This is a genomic window from Qipengyuania algicida (genome assembly GCF_009828025.1).
Classification (GTDB): Bacteria; Pseudomonadota; Alphaproteobacteria; order Sphingomonadales; family Sphingomonadaceae; genus Qipengyuania; species Qipengyuania algicida.
On record NZ_WTYA01000005.1, the window covers coordinates 152,372 to 171,446 of the forward strand.

Below are 19,075 nucleotides of genomic sequence, written 5' to 3' on the forward strand. Positions count from 1 at the left end.
GGATCGCGACATTCGAATCGGCGGGTCTTAGATGGACAATCAGGGGTTTTTCATGCGTTACCTTCTTCCAACTATCGTTGCGGCGGCTGCACTAAGCGCTGCGGTTCCTGCATCCGCCGGACAGATTCTGTTCGACAATGGCGGTGCCAATTATCAGCCGAGCAAGTCGTTCACCGATGGCACGGTCAACGTAAAGGTCTCGGCGTTCAGTATTAACAACAAAGCCAAGGTCGAAACGGCCAAGCTGGGCAGCTGGTCGGGCAATGGCATGGGCGTTCTCAACAACGCCAACGACGGCTCGCACACGATCGACAATCAGGGTTACACCGATTTCGTCATCCTTGCTTTCGACCAGTCAGTGACACTCGACAAGGCGTTGTTCAAGACCGGCTATTACGGCGGCAGCGACTACTACAACGACACTGATGCCACCATCGGTTTCATCGATTTGGCAGGCTTCAACTGGGCGAGCGACATCTCCTACATCTCCGGTACGAGCGCGTCGGATCTCTCCAGCTACTTCTCGACCTACGCCTCCAATTCGAACGGCAACGGCTCGCAGAGCCGCGACATCAACTCGGTCGGCAATACCGCGAACGTCTGGCTGATCGGTGCGGCTTTCTCGAACCCCGACAGCAAGCGCGACGGGTTCAAGATCAAGTCATTGACCTACAGCGTTCCGGAAACTGCGGTTCCCGAACCGGCGGCATGGGCGCTGATGATCCTGGGCTTCGGTATGGTCGGCGGGATGCTGCGCCGCAAGCGTCCGACAACCACGCTTACTTACGCCTGATCGCGCGCCCTTTCGGGCGGTGCAATCGACAAAACATGCGCCCCGGCATTGCTTGCCGGGGCGTTTTGTTTGTAGGCGGGCAGAACATCTCAGCCGGAGTCCCGCTGCATTATGAAATTCTTTGCCGACACTGCCGAAATCGACGCCATCCGCGAACTCTCCGAAGCCGGATTGATCGACGGCGTCACCACCAATCCCAGCCTGATCCACAAATCGGGGCGGGACTTCATGGAGGTGACCAAGGAAATCTGCGGGATCGTCGATGGTCCAGTCAGCGCCGAAGTGGTCGCGCTCGACCATGACGGCATGATGCGTGAGGCGGAAACGCTGCGCAAGATCGCCGACAATGTCTGCATCAAGGTGCCCCTGACGATCGAAGGGCTCAAGACCTGTCGCAAGCTCACGGGCGATGGCACCATGGTCAACGTAACGCTGTGCTTCTCCGCCAATCAGGCATTGCTCGCGGCCAAGGCCGGGGCGACCTTTGTGTCGCCCTTTATCGGCCGTCATGACGACAATGGCTTCGACGGGATGGACTTGATCCGCGACATGCGCCTGATCTACGACAATTACGCGTTCGAGACCGAAATTCTCGCCGCCAGCGTCCGCCATCCAGTCCATGTGCTCGAATGCGCGCGGATCGGGGCGGATGTGATGACCGCGCCGCCCAAGGTGATCACCGGCCTTGCCAACCATGTCCTGACCGACAAGGGCATCGAAGGCTTCCTCGCCGATTGGGCCAAGACCGGTCAGTCGATCCCGACCGCATAAGTGACCGAGCAAACTCCCCTCGACCTGTTCCGGCAGGCCCTGACCGGCACCGCCCGTGCGCTGGCGCACGAGGCCGAGGTGGAGGTCGCCTGGACCGCCGATGCGCCCAGCTCCAGCGGGCGCAATTTCCGCGTGCCTTTGCCGGGGCGCAATTTGCCGCCCGATCAGGCGCGTGAAGCGCGCGGCTTTGCGGATAGTTTCGCGCTCAGGCTGCGGCACCATAACGAGGGCGTCCATGCCCGCGGCGCACCGTCCGAGCCGATTGCGCGGGCGTGCTACGATGCGGTCGAGCAGGTTCGCTACGAAGCGATCGGCGCGAACCGTTTCGACGGGATTCGCGGCAATCTCGCCTCCGCCCTCGACGTGCGGACCGCCGCAGATCCGATCACCCGCGCGAGCAGCGCCGAGGAAGTGCCGCTGCCTACCGCGCTGTCGCTGATGCTGCGCGAGGCGCTGACCGGCCAGCCGATCCCCGAGCGCGCCCGCGCCGGAGTCGACATGGTGCGCGAATGGATCGAGGAGAAGGCAGGCGGCGATATGAGTGCGCTGGCCGACAAGCTCTCCGACCAGCGCGCGTTCCAGCAATTGACGCTCGACATGCTGCGTAACCTCGATCTCACCCGCCCTGAGCAGCGTGACAGCGCGGACAGCGAGGAAGGCGAGGACGAGGAAGGCGAAACGCCCGAGGACAACGAGGAGGGCGAGGACCAGGGCTCTGCCGATCCGCAGGCCGCCGAACTTGCGGGCGAGACCGCCGAGGGCGATGCAGACGGCGAAGCCGACGGCGAAGAGGTCGAGGGCGAGCAGGAAATGGGCGAGGGCGACCCGTCGGAAGAGGGCGAGGAAGGCATGATGCCCGTCCGCCCCAATCGCCCCTGGACCGAGCTGCCCGAGAATTTCAACTACACCGCCTACACCACCAAGTTCGACGAGGTGGTCGAGGCGGGTGAGCTGTGCGATCTGGAGGAGCTGGAGAGGCTGCGGGCCTATCTCGACAGCCAGCTCGCCGGATTGCAGGGCGTTGTCACACGGCTCGCCAACCGGCTCCAGCGGCGGCTCATGGCGCAGCAGAACCGCAGCTGGGACTTCGACCAGGAAGAGGGGATGCTCGATGCCGCGCGACTGACACGCGTGGTGGTCAGCCCCGGCCACGCGCTGTCTTACAAGATCGAGCGTGATACCGAGTTCAAGGATACGGTGGTGACGCTGCTGCTCGACAATTCGGGCAGTATGCGCGGGCGGCCGATCAGCATCGCCGCGATCAGCGCCGACATCCTCGCCCGCACGCTGGAACGCTGCGGGGTCAAGACCGAGATTCTCGGCTTCACCACCCGCGCGTGGAAGGGCGGGCAGGCGCGCGATATGTGGCTGGCCGATGGCCGCCCCGCCAATCCCGGTCGCCTCAACGATCTGCGTCACATCGTCTACAAGCAGGCCGACGAGCCCTGGCGCCGCGCGCGCCGCAACCTCGGGCTGATGATGCGCGAGGGGCTGCTGAAGGAAAACATCGACGGTGAGGCGCTGCTATGGGCGCACGACCGCCTACTCCGCCGCCCCGAGGACCGCCGCATATTGATGGTCATCAGCGACGGCGCGCCGGTCGACGATTCGACCCTGAGCGTGAATGCGGCGGGCTATCTGGAAAGTCATTTGCGCAAGGTGATCGACTGGATCGAGAAGCAATCCCCGATCCAGCTCGCCGCCATCGGCATCGGCCACGATGTGACCCGCTACTACAAGCGTTCGGTAACGATCATGGACGTCGAGCAGCTGGGCGGAACGATCATCGAACAGCTGGCGGCGTTGTTCGAGGTGGAGTGATGGACGTAATCGTTCCATCGGGTTTTGTTGTTGCACAAAAGCAGCCACCCAACTCCGGCGGGTGGGCAGGGCTATATGAAATCACAAGCGTAAGCTGGTCCTCTGAACGTCGAGAGCTTGAAATCACAATCCACGATCATGTTCGATCATTTGTGATCTGCTTTTTACGCCCCGTCAGCTTTTGCTCACAGGATGAAGCGGATATGCTCGACTATTGGTCCGCACGGCACACCGAGAATGTTGGGGTAGCGACGATCTATACGCTCGCAAAGAGCGATTATCTTGCACGGATACGCGGAGAGTCGACTAGTGCACTCGTATCAGACTTAACTCACTGGCTGGTCGTCGGTGTGGACCAATGTGTGGAAATTATCTGCCGCGAAGATTCTCTACCATCAGTCCGCGAGACAAACAAAAGGCCTGAAAATTGAAAGTCTCCGAAGCCATCGCTACGCGCCGCTCGATCCGCGCGTTCACCGACCAGCCTGTCGACCGCGCTATCGTAACCCGCGTGCTCGAACAGGCGCAGCGCGCGCCTTCGGGCGGGAACGTCCAGCCGTGGAATGCGGTCATGCTTACCGGGGAGCCTATGCAGGCGCTGTTCGCGCGGGTGGCAGGGGAGTTTCCCAAGGGCCGCGCGGCGCTGGCGCCGGAATATAATATCTATCCGCCCGAACTTGACGGTGCTTACGAAGCGCGGCGTTTCGGCGTGGGCGAGGATATGTATGCCGCGATGGGCATTGCTCGCGAGGACAAGGCGCAGCGGCTCCAATGGTTCGCGCGTAATTTTCAGGCGTTTGGCGCGCCCGTGCTGATGTTGGTCCATACGCCCAAATATATGGGTCCGCCGCAGTGGAGCGACATCGGCATGTGGATGCAGACCGTCATGCTGCTGCTGCGCGAGGAGGGGCTGGACAGCTGCCCGCAAGAGGCATGGGCCGCGTACAGCCCGCAGGTGCGCGAAATGGTCGATATTCCTGAAGACCACATTTTCTTCTGCGGCATGGCGATCGGCTATCGCGATGCCGATGCCCCGGTGAACAATTTCCCGGTAAAGCGCGCCCCGCTCGACGAAGCCATCCGCTGGGACGGCTTCTGAGCCTGCCCGCGTGACCGCAAATCTCCCGGTGAGCTGGCTGTGGATCCCGTTCACGCTGGCGGCGGCCACCATGCAGGTGTTCCGCAACGCCACGCAGGCGCGGCTATCCGCCAAGGTCGGGCCGCTGGGCGGGACGCAGGCGCGCTTTATCTTCGGGTTGCCGATGGCGATCGTGCTGTTCGTTGGCTACCTGATATTCAGTGGAGAGCGCTTGCCGCGGATCGGCCCCCACGCGCTGGGATGGGTGGTGGCCGGGGCCGTGGTCCAGATCTTCGGCACATGGCTGATGCTGGTGGTCATGGCCAAGCGCGATTTCGGCGTCGCCTACGCCTATATCAAGACAGAGCCTGTCATCGTCGCACTGTTCGGCCTGATCCTGCTGGGCCAGAACCTGCCCGTGCTCGGCTGGGTTGCGGTGATGGTAGTGACCTGCGGGGTCGTGATGGCATCGCTCAAGCAGGGCGATAGCTGGAGCAGCCTTGCCGATTGGAAACCGGTGTTGACGGGCGTGGGTAGCGGGGGCTTGTTCGGCCTTGCCACGATCTGCTTTTCTGCAGCGATCCATGCCGTACCCCAAAGCAGCTTCCTCATGAGAAGCCTCATCATGCTGGTGATATCGCTGGCGATCCAGACCGTCATATTGCTGGCGTGGTTTGCCAGCACAGACATGTCGCCCTTGCGCAATTCGCTGCGTGAATGGCGTCTGTGTGTGGTTGCCGGGATGCTCGGCGGGTCGGCCACTGCGTGCTGGTTTATTGCCTATTCGCAGACCATTGCTGCCAATGTCCGCACGCTTGCGCTGATCGAGATGCCGGTGGTTGCGCTGGTCTCGCGCGGGATGGCGGGCCGCTGGCTCTCCCGGCGCGAGGCGGTTGGCTTTGCTCTCATCACCGGCGGGGTGGCGCTGCTGCTGATCGCGCATGGTGCTTGACTGCGCGAACGTGCCGCTTAAGCCCGAGTGCCATGACAGACATGCCGCTCAAGCTGTTCAATTCGCTGACGCGAAGCCTTGAAACTTTCGAACCCGTCCATCCGGGCGAAGCGCGCGTCTACAGCTGCGGTCCGACGGTCTATAATTACCCCCATATCGGCAATATGCGCGCCTATGTGTTCGCTGACGTGCTGGGCCGGACGCTGAGCTACAAGGGCTACAAGCTCACCCATGTCATCAACATCACCGACGTCGGCCACCTGACCGACGATGCCGATGCGGGAGAGGACAAGCTGGAGAAGGCGGCGGCTGAAAAGGCGCAATCGATCTGGGATATCGCGAAACATTACACAGAGGCATATTGGGCCGATGTGAAGGCGCTGAACATTCGCCAGCCCGCGCATTGGTCGGTGGCGACCGATTATATCGAGGCGATGATCGATTTCGCGAAAGAGATCGCGCCGAAGCATTGCTACGAACTCGACAGCGGGCTATATTTCGATGTCTCGACCGTGGCCGATTATGGCAGGCTCGCGCGCGCCGTCACCGAAGAGGGAGAGGGGCGTATCGAGGCCGTCGCTGGTAAGCGAAACGCCGCCGATTTCGCCATCTGGCGCAAGACCCCGACGGGCGAGACGCGCCAGATGGAGTGGGACAGCCCCTGGGGCAAGGGCGCGCCGGGCTGGCATCTCGAATGTTCGGTAATGGGCGGCGAGCTGCTCGGCTTTCCTTTCGACATCCACACCGGCGGCATCGACCACCGCGAAATCCACCATCCCAACGAGATCGCCCAGAATCAGGCGTTTTGCGGCTGCGGCTCGCTCGACGATCCGCGTGCCAGCGGTGCGCGGATCTGGATGCACAACAATTTCCTCGTCGAACGGTCCGGCAAAATGTCGAAGTCGAGCGGCGAGTTCCTGCGGCTCCAACTGCTGAGCGACAAGGGGTATCACCCGCTCGCCTACCGGATGCTGTGCCTGCAGGCGCATTACCGCAGTGAGCTGGAGTTCAGCTGGGAGGGGCTGGGCGCGGCGCTGACCCGGTTGAAACGCATCCTGATCGCCGTCGAACGGCTGGGTGATGGCGAGCAATCTGCCAGGCGCGACCCTGCGCTCGCGCCGATGGCGGATCGTTTTGAGGCAGCCATCGCGGATGATCTCAACACGCCGCAAGCTTTGGTGGCACTGGAAGAGGCGTTGGCGGTCAAGAAGGTCGATCCCGATGCCAAGCGCGCGGCGATCGCGCGGATGGACGAGGTGCTGGGGCTCGATCTGCTCAATCTCACCCGTGCCGACCTGCGCCTGAGACCCAAGGATGCGGAGCTGGATGAGGAGGATGTCGAGGACGCGCTCGAGCGTCGCAAGGATGCCCGCGCTGCCCGTGACTTCGCCCGCTCGGACGCGATTCGCGACGAACTGATGGCCGATGGTATCGAGGTGATGGACGGCGACCCGCTGGGTTGGGAGTGGAAATTGTGAGCAGGAAAACTGTCGCCGTCCTGTCGGGCATGATCCGCCCGCTGGTCGAACCGCGCTTGCCCGGATGGATCGAGCCGCGCTGGTTCATGAGCAAGGAACAGGCGCTCGAACTCGCACCCGAAGCGGAGATCGGCTGGTTCGATTTTACCGAACATGCTCCGATGATCGAGACTGTCCGCGCGGCGACGGGGCTCAAATGGCTCAACTCGATCTACGCGGGGCTCGACTTCCTGCCGCTCGACATGTTGCGCGATCGTGGGACGGTGGTGACCAACGGGGCGGGGATCAACGCGATCACCATAGCCGAATATGTCGTGATGCTGATGCTCGCCCATGCCAAGGGCTATCGCGATGTGGTCCACGCACAGGGACGGCATGAGTGGCTGATGGACAGCCCCGGAAAGCGCGAGCTTGCAGGTGAGCGGGTGCTGTTGCTCGGTCTCGGCGCGATCGGGTCGCTCATCAAGTCCCGGCTCGAGGCATTCGACATGGACGTGGTGCCGGTGCGCCGCTCGGGTGCCGATGGCGCGCTCGGCCCGGACGAATGGCGCGCGCAGCTGGGCGACTTCGACTGGGTTGTGTTGGCCGTACCCGCGACCGGGGAGACCGAGGCGATGATCGGGGCGGACGAACTTGCGAAGATGAAATCCAACGCCGTGCTGGTCAATATCGCGCGCGGCAATGTCGTAGATCAGGACGCGCTGGTGGCAGCCTTGCAGCAGCGGAGTATCGAGGCCGCGCTGCTCGACGTTACCACGCCTGAGCCGCTTCCGCCCGAGCATCCGTTGTGGGCGCTTAACAATGCGCAAATCACAATGCACCTGTCGGGCCGCGCGCAGACCAAGATGTTCATGCGCTCGGCCGATCGCTTCATCGAGAACCTTACCAACTGGCATCGGGGTGAGCCGGTCACGCCGCAACTCGATCTCGAACTGGGCTATTAGCGCTCCGCCCGCTCCACAGGCGAGCAATACCAACTTACGGCGTTTTAATTTCCGCGACACCGCCGGGACATGCATGCGCGCTTACTACGGTCGAACGGGCAGCGCGCGCCGTGGTTCGGGCAAAGCCTTGCAAATCCGATGCCCCCCTCCGTCGGATTTTTAGGCCTCCGTTTCATGATGCCGTCGCGCTGCCCAGATGCACAACAGCCAGCCTGACGTCCTTCGGGTCGCCGACGTCTGGCGGCGGGCTTCCGGTTCAGGCTGGAAGCCCGCTTGCGTCGGCCGGTCAGCTATCTTTCAGCGACGGGATCTCGCACCGTACCGCGAGGCGAGGATTGGGCGCAATCCGATGATCTACTTCGATTACACTGGCATCGGCAACCAGCTGACCGGCCACGGCAAATTCGTGCTCGCGCGGCAAGCGGCGCGAGAATCGGAAAGTGTCGAAGGCGACAGTATGGAGCCGCTGCTGCGTTCGGGAGACGAGGTTTTCGTGGATCGCAACAAGCGTTCGGGCGAGGGCGTGTTCGTGGTTCGCATCGGCGAATGCGCTGCACGTCAAACAGCTCCAGTACCGCCCACCCGGCCGCGTCGCGCTGATCAGCGCCAACGAGGCCTATCCCCCGATCGACCTCGCTCGCGAGGAGGTGGAGGTCATCGGGCGTGTGGTGTGGAAGGGAGGGAGGATTTGAGGTTCTTCACTCGGGAGTGATCCGAGCTGTGGAACGCTGTAGCGGTTTTTGAAACCTGTGACCTTTTGAATTATCATACGATATCACAAGAGTTTGGGCGCTATTTTCGATATCGTGGTGTGACTTTCGTTGCTTTGGCGAAAGCACGCCCGTTTGCCGAAAGGTCAAACGGTGCTGGCGTGGCGTAAATCGACGATTTCAAAGAGCAGTTCCGAATGTGGCAAGATTGTTCGCTGTAGGACAGAGATTGTCACAGCGTTGCTTTGGCAGCAGCAGCTTTTGGGGTGGGAACTGGACGTCGCACGACGCTGCTCAATCTTGAAAGAACTTCTTCTCCTCAGAGAGAAAACGGAATGTCCAGACCAAGAAGAATATGCCTGCTGCGAAAAAGCCCCAGATTGGCGGTTCTTCGCCCGGTTCACGTAGAAACATGGCTGCTGCCATTATGATCCACGCGGGGATGCCTACTATGACTTCGAGACGCCGCGCCAAGGACATTAGTCAAACTCTCGGCTACCTCAATCATCGCAAGATGTGCGATTCTTGTCATGTCAGCAAACGACCCTATTCTGTTGAAAAAGTCGGACCCGCCAAGCTGGAGCCTAACTTCTGGCAACAATGATACAGAGTGAGTTCGCTGGTTGAATCATTGCTGTGTCGAGAGATGCATCCAAATTCTATTGTTGCCGACCAAAACGGACGATGGAGTTTTTCATCACAATAGGGCCGGTTCCGGACATTCGCCCCAACCTTGCAATCCCGTGCGCACGCCGCCACTTTCCTCCGCATGACGCAAACCTCAACAACGCCGCCGATGAAAGCCGGCATCGTGCCCGTTACACCGCTTCAGCAGAACTGCTCGCTAATCTGGTGCACTTCCACCAACAAGGGCGCGCTGATCGATCCGGGCGGCGATCTCGACAAGTTGATGGCAGCCGTCGCCAATTCCGGGGTGGAGCTGGAAAAGATCCTCATCACCCACGGCCATATCGATCATTGCGGGGAGGCGGGTGTGCTCGCCAAGGAACTCGGCCTGCCCATCGAAGGGCCGCATGAGGCCGACCGTTTCTGGATCAGTCGGCTGGATGAGGATGGCTGCAAATACGGTATTCGCGGGCAGGTGTTCGAACCCGATCGCTGGCTGTCGGATGGAGACACGGTGACGGTGAGCGAACTGGAGCTGGAAGTGATCCATTGCCCCGGCCACACGCCCGGACACGTGGTGTTCTTCCACCGCCCGAGCAAATTCGCCGTGGTTGGGGATGTGCTGTTCCAGGGCTCGATCGGTCGCACCGATTTTCCCATGGGCAACCATCAGGACCTGATCGACGCGATTACCCAGAAGCTGTGGCCACTGGGCGAGGACGTGACCTTTATCCCCGGTCACGGCCCCACCAGCACTTTCGGTCAGGAACGCAAGACCAACGCCTTCGTCAGCGATTACGCCCTGAGCTGATCCGGCCGCTACATCACTCGTGCAGCGATCAGGGCAGCGACGATCGCCAGGCCCAATTGGGTCAGCATGGTCACGAGTACCCCGATCTCGCGCGGCTTGGTGGCGGTCTCGCCATCCATTCCGATGCCATGTGCAACGCGCGCGAGCATGTAGGCGCCCGCCACCACCGCGAGCCACAATTGGCCTGGTCGCGCCAGTTCTATGGCCGCGATCAGCACCAGTACGAAGGCTGTGTTCTCGACGAAATTGAGCTGTGCGCGCATCCGCCGAGTCAGGGGGCCGCCGCCATCGTCGCCGTGGACCACCTTAAGGCGCATACGCAATTGCCCCACGCGAACAGCCAGCCAGAGATTGATGAGCGCCGCCGAGGCGGCGGAAGTCAATGTAATCGGCAAGACGATCATGGATACTCTCCCGTTAACTGCGAAATGTGCTATCCAGTCGCCCGGATGGCGGCAATCGGATGCGTCGGCTTTGTCCCCCGCTTGCATCTCTTGGAGAAATCGCTATAGGCCCGCGTTCCCCGTCACGGGCTGGAATATGTGGTAACGCACTTGTGCGTTATCAGACCTTCCCCTAGGGCGGCCACCACAGACGATATTCAAGCATTTGAGGAACAGGTGCCACCATGGCCGTCCCCAAGAGAAAAGTTTCGCCCCACCGCCGCGGCAACCGCCGTGCGCATGATTCGCTGAAGGTCGAGGCCTTCCATGAGTGCAACAATTGTGGTGAGCTCAAGCGCCCGCACAATTTGTGCCCGCATTGTGGCTATTACAACGGTCGCGAAGTCGTAGCTGTCGGTCTCTGACCGACAATTAGCTGGAGGTCGCCATGAGTTTGCCGCGTATCGCCGTTGACGCGATGGGCGGCGACGAGGGCGTGCGCGTCATGGTAGAAGGTGCCGCGCTTGCGCGTCGCCGACATGATAAGTTCCAGTTCCTGCTGGTGGGCGACCGCGAGCGCATCGAAACCGCACTGGCCCATCATCCGGGTCTAACCGGGGCGTCCGAGATCCTCCATTGCGACGATGTGGTCGGCGGCGACGAGAAGCCGACCCAGGCGCTGCGCCGTGCCAAGACCACCAGCATGGGCCTCGCTGTCGATGCGGTAAAGCACGGTGCCGCCGGCGCTGCCGTCAGCGCGGGCAACACCGGTGCCTTGATGGCGATGTCCAAACTCGCGCTGCGCACCATGCCCGGTATCGATCGGCCCGCGCTGGCTGCGCTGATCCCCACGCTCAAGGATCAAGACGTGGTCATGCTCGACCTCGGCGCGAATCGCGAATGCGACGCGCGCAACCTCGTCCAGTTCGCAATCATGGGCGCTGCCTATGCTCGCATCGTGCATGGCTATGATGCGCCGCGCGTGCGCCTGCTCAATATCGGAACCGAGGAAACCAAGGGCACCGAGCAATTGCAGGACGCTGCCTCCCAGTTAAAGGCCGCAACGGGCCTGGCGCTCACATTCGAGGGCTTCGTCGAGGCCGACAAGATCAACCGCGGCGATTGCGATGTGATCGTCACCGATGGCTTTTCCGGCAATATTGCGCTGAAAGCGATCGAGGGCGCCGCGCGCTTCGTTACCGACTTGCTGCGCAATGCCTTCAGTTCGTCGTTCCGGTCAAAGGTCGGTTTCCTCGTGTCGCGTCCGGCGACCGAGTTGCTGCGTCACCACCTCGATCCCAACAATCACAATGGCGCTGTCTTCCTTGGCCTCAATGGCGTGGTGGTGAAGAGCCATGGCAGCGCCAGCGCCAAGGGTGTCGCCAATGCGGTAGAAGTCGCCGCGCGCCTGCTGGAGGATGATATCACCAATCGTATCGCACAGGATCTGGCCGAACTGGGCGAGGATCGCCTGCGCGATTCGACGCGCGGTGAGGCAGCCGCAAAGTGATTCGCTCCGTTCTGTTGGGTACAGGGTCCGCGCTGCCGAAGCGCTTGGTGAGCAATGCCGAACTGGCGGAGCAGGTGGATACGACCGACGAGTGGATCGTCGAGCGTACCGGTATTCGCCAACGCTATATCGCCGGTGAGGGCGAATCGACCTCCACGCTGGCGACTCAAGCGGCCGAGCGCGCGATCGAGGCGGCGGATATCGAAGCAGCCAGCATCGATCTGATCGTTCTGGCGACCGCCACACCCGACAACACCTTCCCCGCCACCGCGACGCAGGTTCAGGCCGCGCTCGGCTGCCGTGGCGGGATCGCCTTCGACGTTGCGGCGGTGTGCTCTGGCTTTCTCTATGCCGTTACCACCGCGGACGCGATGCTGCGCACCGGCATGGCGAAGCGCGCATTGGTTATCGGCGCGGAAACGTTCAGCCGCATTCTCGACTGGGAAGACCGTACGACCTGCGTGCTGTTCGGCGACGGGGCGGGCGCGATTGTGCTTGAGGCGCAGGACGTAACCGATGACGGCCCCGGCATTCTCGCCAGCAAGCTGCACGCAGATGGCGCGCATCAGGAACTGCTCTATGTCGACGGCGGTCCCGCGACGACCGGAACGGTCGGAAAGCTGCGGATGAAAGGGCGCGAGGTCTTCCGTCACGCCGTCGTGAACCTTGCCGATGTCCTGAGGGAAGTGCTTGAACAGGCGGGTTTCCTAGCTTCGGATATCGATTGGGTGGTGCCGCATCAGGCCAATGCCCGGATCCTCGATGCCACTGCACGCAAGCTTGGTCTGCCCGCCGAAAAGGTGGTCGTGACGGTGGACCAGCATGCCAACACTTCGGCCGCCTCGGTACCTCTTGCGCTTGACCAGGCCGTCCGTGATGGCCGTATCCAGAAGGGCCAGCTCGTCATGCTGGAAGCCATGGGCGGCGGATTCACATGGGGAGCTGCTCTCCTGCGCATATGAATGCAGCACCCCTCGATAGCTGCAAGTTATTGCGAAACGAGGCGTAATATTGTATGTCTCCAAGACAGGAAACTGCCGGGTCGCGCTGGCAATAGGAGGGAGGCGACATGCGATCTGTCGGTACTTTGACACGCGCTGATTTGGCTGAAACGATCAACCGCAAAATGGGCCTCAGTCGAGCGGAATCGCTCGATATGGTCGAATCGATTCTCGACAAGATGGGTAAGGCTCTGACCGAGGGAGAGAACGTCAAGATCTCCGGTTTCGGTAGCTTTATCCTGCGTGACAAGCGCGAGCGGGTAGGCCGCAATCCCAAGACCGGGGTGGAAGTGCCGATCACGCCGCGCCGCGTGCTGACTTTCCGGGCGAGCCAGTTGCTCAAGGACCGGATATCCAAGGATTGACTTGATGGCCGGGCTGTTCGACGACGGCAAGGATGATGGTGCGCTGCGCACCATCGGCGAAGTCAGCGAAGCGCTCGGCATCAAGCCCCATGTGTTGCGTTATTGGGAACAGCAGTTTCCCACGCTCAAGCCACTGAAGCGCAGTGGTAGGCGGCGCTATTATCGTCCCGAAGATGTCGAAACGGTCCGCACGATCGACCGTCTGGTAAACCGCGAAGGCTACACGCTGAAAGGCGCGAAGGGGGCTTTGAAAAGTGGACCAGCAGGCGAAGCGCCCGCGCGGGAAAAATCGATACGAACGGAGCCGGCGCAAGACGTCCTACCGCGGTTGAAAACCCTTCGTGCAACCTTGGTTGAAGCATTACAGGACTGAACTCAGAGTCTGTAATAGACTCTCAAACTGGCAGGGTTGGCCGATATTCGAGCCTTATCCTTGTGCGACGATGCGTTAAGCTAAGTCGTTTCGGTTTGCTTCAGCGCGGCGAGGATTTCGGTCGAACTATACGGCTTGCTCACGGTCGGAACGTTGGCGAAACGGTCGGGATGCGCAACGGCGCCGTATCCGGTGGCAAATATGAACAGACAGCCTTGCTCTGAGAGAAGATCGGCCAGGGGATAGGTAAGTTCGCCGTGCAAGTTGACATCCAGAATGGCCAGATCGAACTTTCGGACCGCCAGTGTCGATATCGCATTTTCGATTGTGGTCACAAGTGTCGTGCGAGCGCCCAGGTCCGACACAAGATCATCGAGCGCGAAACCGATTATGATCTCGTCTTCTACAAGCAGGACTTCCAAGCCAGCGATGTTCATTGCTGAAAATATCCAGCACGCATCGTATAACGCATGCCTTTCGGGTCGAACGTAATTATCGCGCTTTCCTCACCGTTTTGATCAATACCGCGGGAAATCAATCTGGTTCCAAATCCGGTGCCCTGCGGTGTTGAAACTTGTGGACCATTCTTCTCCTCCCAGGAGAAAATGAACCGGCTTGCTGCTTCAGGATCTCGCTTCCAGCGAACCTTTATCCGTCCCTTGTCCGAGGATAACGCGCCGTATTTCAACGCGTTGGTGCAAAGCTCATGAACGATCATTGCCAGCGATACCGCCGCCTGCGGTTCGAGCATGACCCGGTCGCCGTCCAAATCGAATTGCCGTATGGCCTCGCCGACGGCAGCTTCGCTGGTCGCTTTGACGATTTCTTCGACCAGCGCTTCTTTCCAGTATGCCTCGGTCAGCAGATTGTGAGCAGCTGCTAGCGCGCGGAGCCGGGCATTGAAAATCGCTCTACCTTCCTCGGCCTCCCGGTCCTTGAGCGATTGCATCGCCAGACCCTGCACGATCGAAAGCGTGTTCTTGACCCGATGGTTAAGCTCGTTGACGAGGACGCTTTGCCGCTCGATCGCTTGTACTTCCTGGGAGACGTCGTGGCCTTGAACGATAATGCCGGATACCGAACCGTCATCATCGAATATCGGCTGGTAGACGAAGTTCAGCACAAATTTCTGGTGCTCCGGTTGACCGTCTACGGCTAGCGAAAGTTCCTCTTGCTGGCCCAGATAGGCCTCGCCGCTCTGATAGACCTTGTCGAGGAGCGTTACGAAGCCTTGATCCACGACTTCCGGCAGGACACTGGCGACAGTCTGCCCGATAAGATCCTCGCGACCGACGAGTTTGCGATAGGCCTCGTTGGCCGCGCCAAAGCGATGGTCCGGACCCAACAAAACTGCTGTAAAGCTTGGCGCATGTTCGAAATAGTCGAGTAAGGCCTTGGTTTCGTTCTTCAGGCTGAGGTTTTCCGCCTGAACGGATTGCGCGCGTCGCATGATTCCCATCTCGTCGCGGGTCTGACGCAGCTTTTCAATTTCGGTGACGTTGACTGTGTGTTGAAGAATGAACTCGACTGAACCGTCGCGAAGGATCGGCGTATGCGTCGCGCTCCAATAGTGGGTGTCCACAGAGCCGTCGCGATTTTGAATCGGATAGCGGATCAGTGCGATCTCGTCCGGCTCACCCGTTTTCAGTACATGCTCGAGCGAGGAGGAAAGCAGTTGGAAGCTTTCACCCTCGCTTGGAAAGGCTTCGAACATCTTTCGCCCGATGATCGCCCCGCGCTCGCGCATCGTCGCGCGCAAATAGGCATCGTTCATCCAGACGAGCTGCAGATCGCTGTCCATCAGCACATAGGGGTTCGGCGAAAGGCCGAGAACCTGTTCAAAATCTATGTTCATAGGCAAATATAGATATGCGATTCTCCACCAGTCCCACAAATTGGGATGTCCTGCAGCAAAATACGCAAATTCATCATTTTGAACCGGGATTGAGTCTGAAGCAGCAATCGCAGCAGGTTGCAATGTCTGTGCGTGTTGCGTGCCGGTGTCGATCCGGGCAAGCCACCATTATTCCGCCGCCAGCAGTTCCTCCGCTCCGCCAAGGTCCACGCTGACAAGTCGGCTAACGCCCTTTTCGATCATCGTTACACCGAACAGGCGGTGCATCCGGCTCATGGTCACGGCGTTGTGCGTGACGATAAGATAGCGGGTGGTGGTCTCGTTCACCATTGCGTCGAGCAGGTCGCAGAAGCGTTCGATATTGGCATCGTCGAGCGGGGCGTCGACTTCGTCGAGCACGCAGATCGGCGCGGGGTTGGTCAGGAACAGCGCGAAGATCAGCGCCACAGCGGTCAGCGCCTGCTCGCCGCCTGACAGCAGGGTGAGCGATTGCAGCCGCTTGCCCGGCGGCTGGGCATAGATTTCAAGCCCGGCTTCAAGCGGATCGTCGCTGTCGATCAGCGCCAGATGAGCTTGCCCACCTTCGAACAATTGCGAAAACAGCGTACGGAAATGGGCATCGACCTGTTCGAACGCAGCGCGCAACCGCTCGCGTCCTTCGCGGTTGAGCGATCCGATGGAGCCGCGCAGGCGATTGACCGCTTCGGCCAGTTCCGCCTGTTCCTCCGCGCTTGCGCCATGTTCGGCCTCGATCTTCTCCAGTTCCTCGGCCGCGACGAGGTTGACCGGACCGATCCGCTCGCGGCTGGCGCTGAGGCGGTCCATTTCCTCGCCTTCGGTTTCGGCACTGGCAACAGTGTCCGGCTCGAACCCAAATTTGTCCGCCAGCAGGGGAGGAGGGCACTGGAAACGCTCGCCCGAGATGCGCGCCATCTCGATCCGGCGGGCTTCCTGATTTTCCGCGCGTGCCGCCAGCCCGGCGCGGTTCTCGCGCGCTTCGGCCAGCACTTCGTTGGCGGCGGCAAAGGCACGATCCGCTTCGTCAGCCGCCTCGCTGGCCGACTTCAGTCTGGCCTCGGCTTCGGCAAGATCGCGCGTCAGCCGTTCCCGGACCGCATCGCCTTGCTCGATCTCACGCATCAGCCCCTCGGGCTTGGCGGCGACAACCGCGCGCTCCTCTTCGATTTCCTCGAAGCGCCGGGCCATGTCGGATAGACGCCGCGCCGCTTCGCTCGAGCGGGCCTGCCAGTTGGCCATGTCGCTGCGCTGCGCCGCCGTCCGCTCGCGCGCGACGGCGAGCCCCTGATCGTGTGCGGCCAACTCGGCGATACGCGCTTGCAAGGTGGTGCGTGCGGCTTCGTTCTTGGCCCTCGCAGCTTCCAGCCCGGCGCGCCCTGCGGCCGGATCGGGCAGGGCGTCGCGCTTGGCTTCCGCGGTGGCCAGATCGGTGCGTGCAGTCTCGATGGCGGTCTGCTGCTCGTCCAGAGCGACGTCGAGTTCGGCAGAGCGCGTGGCAATTCGTTCGAGCGCAGCCTCGGCCTGATCGAGTGCGCGCAACGCCTGCCGCTCGCCCTCGGCATCCTCGTTCACCTGTCGCTCCGCAGCAATGAGCGTGCGCTGCAATTCGGCCAACTCGCTCGCGGCTTGATCCTGCGCGCTTGCGGCAGTGTTTACGGCGTCGCGCAGGGCCGGCAATTGGTCTTCCAGTTCGTGGAAGCGGTTTTCCGCCTCCAGCCTTGCCGCTTCTGCCGCACCTTCACCGCGCGCGACGAAGCCATCCCAGCGACGCAGCCTTCCGTCGAGCGTCACCAACCATTCGCCGGGGCCAAGAACGCGGTCGTCGTCTTCCTTTGCGACATGTACCAGTGCCAGTCTTGCTGCGAGCTCATCGGGGCAATCGGCCAGGTGTGCCGCGAGATTGTCAGCGACCGGAGAAGGCGCGCTGGCGCCAGTCCAGAACCGACCGTCCTCGCCTTCGGCTTCCCCCAGCACGGCCTTGCCGTCGCGTCCGAGGACGGCGGCTAGGGCGCGCTCATACCCCTTTTTTGCGCGCACCGCGTCGAGCGCCTGCCGCTTGCCCGCGCGCTTGCCCGCGGCCCGCGCACGCGCTTCGCGATCGCGCCGCAGGGCCTCATACTCGCGTTCGATCCCGGCGAGTTCTGCCTTTGCCGAGGCCAGCGCCGAGCCGGCCTCGTCGCGCGCCTGCTGCAAGCTGGCTTTGCGGCCCTGCATCGCTTCGAGAGCTTTGCGCGAAGCCACGATGGCCTTCGCCGACCGGTCCACCTGCTGTTGTGCGGCATCGCGAGCCGCTTTGCCGTCACCCTGCGCCAGCAACGCGGCGCGCTGGTCCGCCAGTCGTCGCTGTTCTCCTTCGAGCCGGTCGAGCCGCGACTGCGCCTGTGCGATCTCGGCTTCGACCACGCGCCACTCCGCCTCTACCCCGGCGTTGTCGGCGGTGGCTTTGGCGAGGGCGAGTTCGGCGGCCCGGCTGGCGCGTTCGGCGTCTTCGGATTGCGCGATCAGGGAGGGGCGGCGCTGTTCGTCGGCTTTGAGCGATTTCTGGCTCGCGGCCAGTTCCTTCTCCAGCCGTGAAAGCGCCGCGGCGGCATCGCTGGTCAGCCGGTCGGCATCGCCACGATCCGCCTCCAGCCGTTCGCGCTGGCGGTCGAGATCGGCGAGACGCTGTTCTGCGGCCTCGAGCTGGCTGGTGAGTGCGGCCATGCGATGGCCATGAGCGCTGGCATCATCGCGCCGATCGGCCTGCTCCTCGCGCGCTTCGGCGAGCGATTCTGCTGCCGCCCGCTGGGCCTTTTGCGCTGTGCTGGCCGCTGAATTGGCCTGTTCGACTGCCGCATCGGCTGCACCGGCGGCACGTTTCGCTTCATCGGCAGCGGCGGCGGCATCGCGCCAGCGCGCAAACACCAGCCGCGCTTCGGCCTGGCGGATGTCGTCGGACAGCTTGCGATAGCGTTCGGCCTGCTTTGCCTGCCGTCGCAGAGAGGCAATCTGGCTGTCGAGTCCGGCCATCAGGTCTTCGAGCCGGGCGAGGTTGGCCTCGGTCTGGCGGAGTTTCGATTCCGCATCGCGGCGGCGTACGTGGAGGCCTGCGATACCGGCAGCCTCTTCCAGCATCATGCGGCGTTCGGTCGGCTTGGCGGCAATCACCTGCGCGATCTTGCCCTGGCTGACGAGAGCGGGGCTGTGCGCTCCGGTGGCCGCATCTGCAAAAGTCAGCGCAACGTCCTTGGCCCGGACGTCCTTGCCATTGAGGCGATAGGCGCTGCCAGCGCCACGCTCGATCCGGCGGACGACATCGAAATCCTCGCCGTCGTCACCGGTCGCCTGGAGCACGACCTCGGCGAAATCGCGGGGAGGGCGGCGATCGGTCCCGGCGAATATGACATCTTCCATCCCGCCAGACCGCATGGATTTGGGCGAATTTTCGCCCATCACCCAGCGTATAGCTTCGAGAAGGTTGGACTTGCCGCAACCGTTGGGACCGACAACGCCGGTCAGCCCCGGTTCGATGCGCAGGGTGGACGGCTCGACGAAGCTCTTGAAGCCGCTCAGTCTGAGCTGCCGGAAGAGCATCGTCGCTATCGG

The 19,075-nt window shown here is 61.9% G+C and carries 20 protein-coding genes; 16 read left to right on the forward strand and 4 right to left on the reverse strand.

What is annotated here, in order from left to right:
• Nucleotides 1-52: 52 nt before the first annotated feature.
• The 11 genes from GRI58_RS08015 to GRI58_RS08060 all read left to right on the forward strand — a co-directional run bounded on the left by GRI58_RS08015 (nucleotide 53) and on the right by GRI58_RS08060 (nucleotide 9,985).
• A complete protein-coding gene (locus GRI58_RS08015; protein WP_160753054.1) occupies nucleotides 53-793 on the forward strand; it encodes a PEPxxWA-CTERM sorting domain-containing protein in 741 nt (246 codons plus the stop codon).
• Nucleotides 794-904: 111 nt separating this feature from the next.
• Nucleotides 905-1,564: a fructose-6-phosphate aldolase gene (fsa, locus tag GRI58_RS08020; protein WP_160753055.1), complete on the forward strand. Its 660-nt coding sequence runs from the start codon at nucleotides 905-907 to the stop codon at nucleotides 1,562-1,564.
• On the forward strand, nucleotides 1,565-3,385 hold the full coding sequence (gene cobT / locus GRI58_RS08025; protein ID WP_160753056.1) for a cobaltochelatase subunit CobT: 1,821 nt from the start codon (nucleotides 1,565-1,567) through the stop codon (nucleotides 3,383-3,385).
• The gene (locus GRI58_RS08030; protein ID WP_202386876.1) at nucleotides 3,385-3,816 is read left to right on the forward strand and encodes a hypothetical protein; all 432 of its coding nucleotides are present in this window, start codon (nucleotides 3,385-3,387) and stop codon (nucleotides 3,814-3,816) included. The genes cobT and GRI58_RS08030 overlap by 1 nt, the downstream gene beginning before the upstream one ends.
• On the forward strand, nucleotides 3,813-4,484 hold the full coding sequence (locus GRI58_RS08035) for a nitroreductase (protein ID WP_160753057.1): 672 nt from the start codon (nucleotides 3,813-3,815) through the stop codon (nucleotides 4,482-4,484). Before GRI58_RS08030 ends, GRI58_RS08035 begins: the two co-directional genes overlap by 4 nt.
• A gap of 10 nt (nucleotides 4,485-4,494) precedes the next feature.
• Nucleotides 4,495-5,415, forward strand: coding sequence for a DMT family transporter (locus tag GRI58_RS08040; protein WP_337190923.1), 921 nt, complete (start codon nucleotides 4,495-4,497; stop codon nucleotides 5,413-5,415).
• 32 nt (nucleotides 5,416-5,447) lie between these two features.
• On the forward strand, nucleotides 5,448-6,893 hold the full coding sequence (gene cysS / locus GRI58_RS08045; RefSeq protein WP_160753058.1) for a cysteine--tRNA ligase: 1,446 nt from the start codon (nucleotides 5,448-5,450) through the stop codon (nucleotides 6,891-6,893).
• A gap of 29 nt (nucleotides 6,894-6,922) precedes the next feature.
• Entirely contained in the window at nucleotides 6,923-7,837 is a 915-nt protein-coding gene (locus GRI58_RS08050; RefSeq protein WP_160753166.1) for an NAD(P)-dependent oxidoreductase, read from the forward strand.
• 349 nt (nucleotides 7,838-8,186) lie between these two features.
• Nucleotides 8,187-8,549 (forward strand): S24 family peptidase, encoded by a 363-nt coding sequence (locus GRI58_RS15865; protein WP_474093240.1) that lies wholly within the window; start codon nucleotides 8,187-8,189, stop codon nucleotides 8,547-8,549.
• Nucleotides 8,550-8,959: 410 nt separating this feature from the next.
• Complete coding sequence (locus GRI58_RS15660; RefSeq protein WP_237452182.1) at nucleotides 8,960-9,151, forward strand: hypothetical protein; 192 nt, start codon at nucleotides 8,960-8,962, stop codon at nucleotides 9,149-9,151.
• A gap of 165 nt (nucleotides 9,152-9,316) precedes the next feature.
• Complete coding sequence (locus GRI58_RS08060) at nucleotides 9,317-9,985, forward strand: MBL fold metallo-hydrolase (protein ID WP_419957034.1); 669 nt, start codon at nucleotides 9,317-9,319, stop codon at nucleotides 9,983-9,985.
• An 8-nt stretch (nucleotides 9,986-9,993) separates the two neighbouring features.
• Here the strand turns inward: GRI58_RS08060 and GRI58_RS08065 are convergent, their stop codons facing one another.
• Nucleotides 9,994-10,389 (reverse strand): MAPEG family protein, encoded by a 396-nt coding sequence (locus GRI58_RS08065; RefSeq protein ID WP_202386877.1) that lies wholly within the window; start codon nucleotides 10,387-10,389, stop codon nucleotides 9,994-9,996.
• A gap of 224 nt (nucleotides 10,390-10,613) precedes the next feature.
• Here GRI58_RS08065 and rpmF point away from each other — a divergent pair, with 224 nt between their 5' ends.
• From rpmF to GRI58_RS08090, 5 genes are all read left to right on the forward strand, one after another.
• A complete protein-coding gene (rpmF, locus tag GRI58_RS08070) occupies nucleotides 10,614-10,793 on the forward strand; it encodes a 50S ribosomal protein L32 (protein ID WP_160753059.1) in 180 nt (59 codons plus the stop codon).
• A gap of 23 nt (nucleotides 10,794-10,816) precedes the next feature.
• Nucleotides 10,817-11,878, forward strand: coding sequence for a phosphate acyltransferase PlsX (plsX, locus tag GRI58_RS08075; protein ID WP_160753060.1), 1,062 nt, complete (start codon nucleotides 10,817-10,819; stop codon nucleotides 11,876-11,878).
• Nucleotides 11,875-12,840, forward strand: a complete 966-nt coding sequence (locus GRI58_RS08080; protein ID WP_160753061.1) for a beta-ketoacyl-ACP synthase 3 — start codon at nucleotides 11,875-11,877, stop codon at nucleotides 12,838-12,840. Before plsX ends, GRI58_RS08080 begins: the two co-directional genes overlap by 4 nt.
• A 107-nt stretch (nucleotides 12,841-12,947) precedes the next feature.
• Nucleotides 12,948-13,244 (forward strand): integration host factor subunit alpha, encoded by a 297-nt coding sequence (locus GRI58_RS08085; RefSeq protein WP_202386878.1) that lies wholly within the window; start codon nucleotides 12,948-12,950, stop codon nucleotides 13,242-13,244.
• A 4-nt stretch (nucleotides 13,245-13,248) separates the two neighbouring features.
• Nucleotides 13,249-13,617 (forward strand): MerR family transcriptional regulator, encoded by a 369-nt coding sequence (locus tag GRI58_RS08090; protein ID WP_160753062.1) that lies wholly within the window; start codon nucleotides 13,249-13,251, stop codon nucleotides 13,615-13,617.
• An 80-nt stretch (nucleotides 13,618-13,697) separates the two neighbouring features.
• Here the strand turns inward: GRI58_RS08090 and GRI58_RS08095 are convergent, their stop codons facing one another.
• The 3 genes from GRI58_RS08095 to GRI58_RS08105 are packed head-to-tail and all read right to left on the reverse strand — an operon-like array spanning nucleotide 13,698 to nucleotide 19,063.
• Nucleotides 13,698-14,054 carry a response regulator gene (locus tag GRI58_RS08095; RefSeq protein ID WP_160753063.1) on the reverse strand — a complete coding sequence of 119 codons (357 nt, stop codon included), beginning with the start codon at nucleotides 14,052-14,054 and terminating at the stop codon, nucleotides 13,698-13,700.
• Nucleotides 14,051-15,595 (reverse strand): sensor histidine kinase, encoded by a 1,545-nt coding sequence (locus GRI58_RS08100; RefSeq protein WP_237452183.1) that lies wholly within the window; start codon nucleotides 15,593-15,595, stop codon nucleotides 14,051-14,053. The genes GRI58_RS08095 and GRI58_RS08100 overlap by 4 nt, the downstream gene beginning before the upstream one ends.
• Nucleotides 15,596-15,640: 45 nt before the next feature.
• Entirely contained in the window at nucleotides 15,641-19,063 is a 3,423-nt protein-coding gene (locus GRI58_RS08105; protein WP_160753064.1) for an AAA family ATPase, read from the reverse strand.
• Between the last annotated feature and the right edge of the window lie 12 nt (nucleotides 19,064-19,075).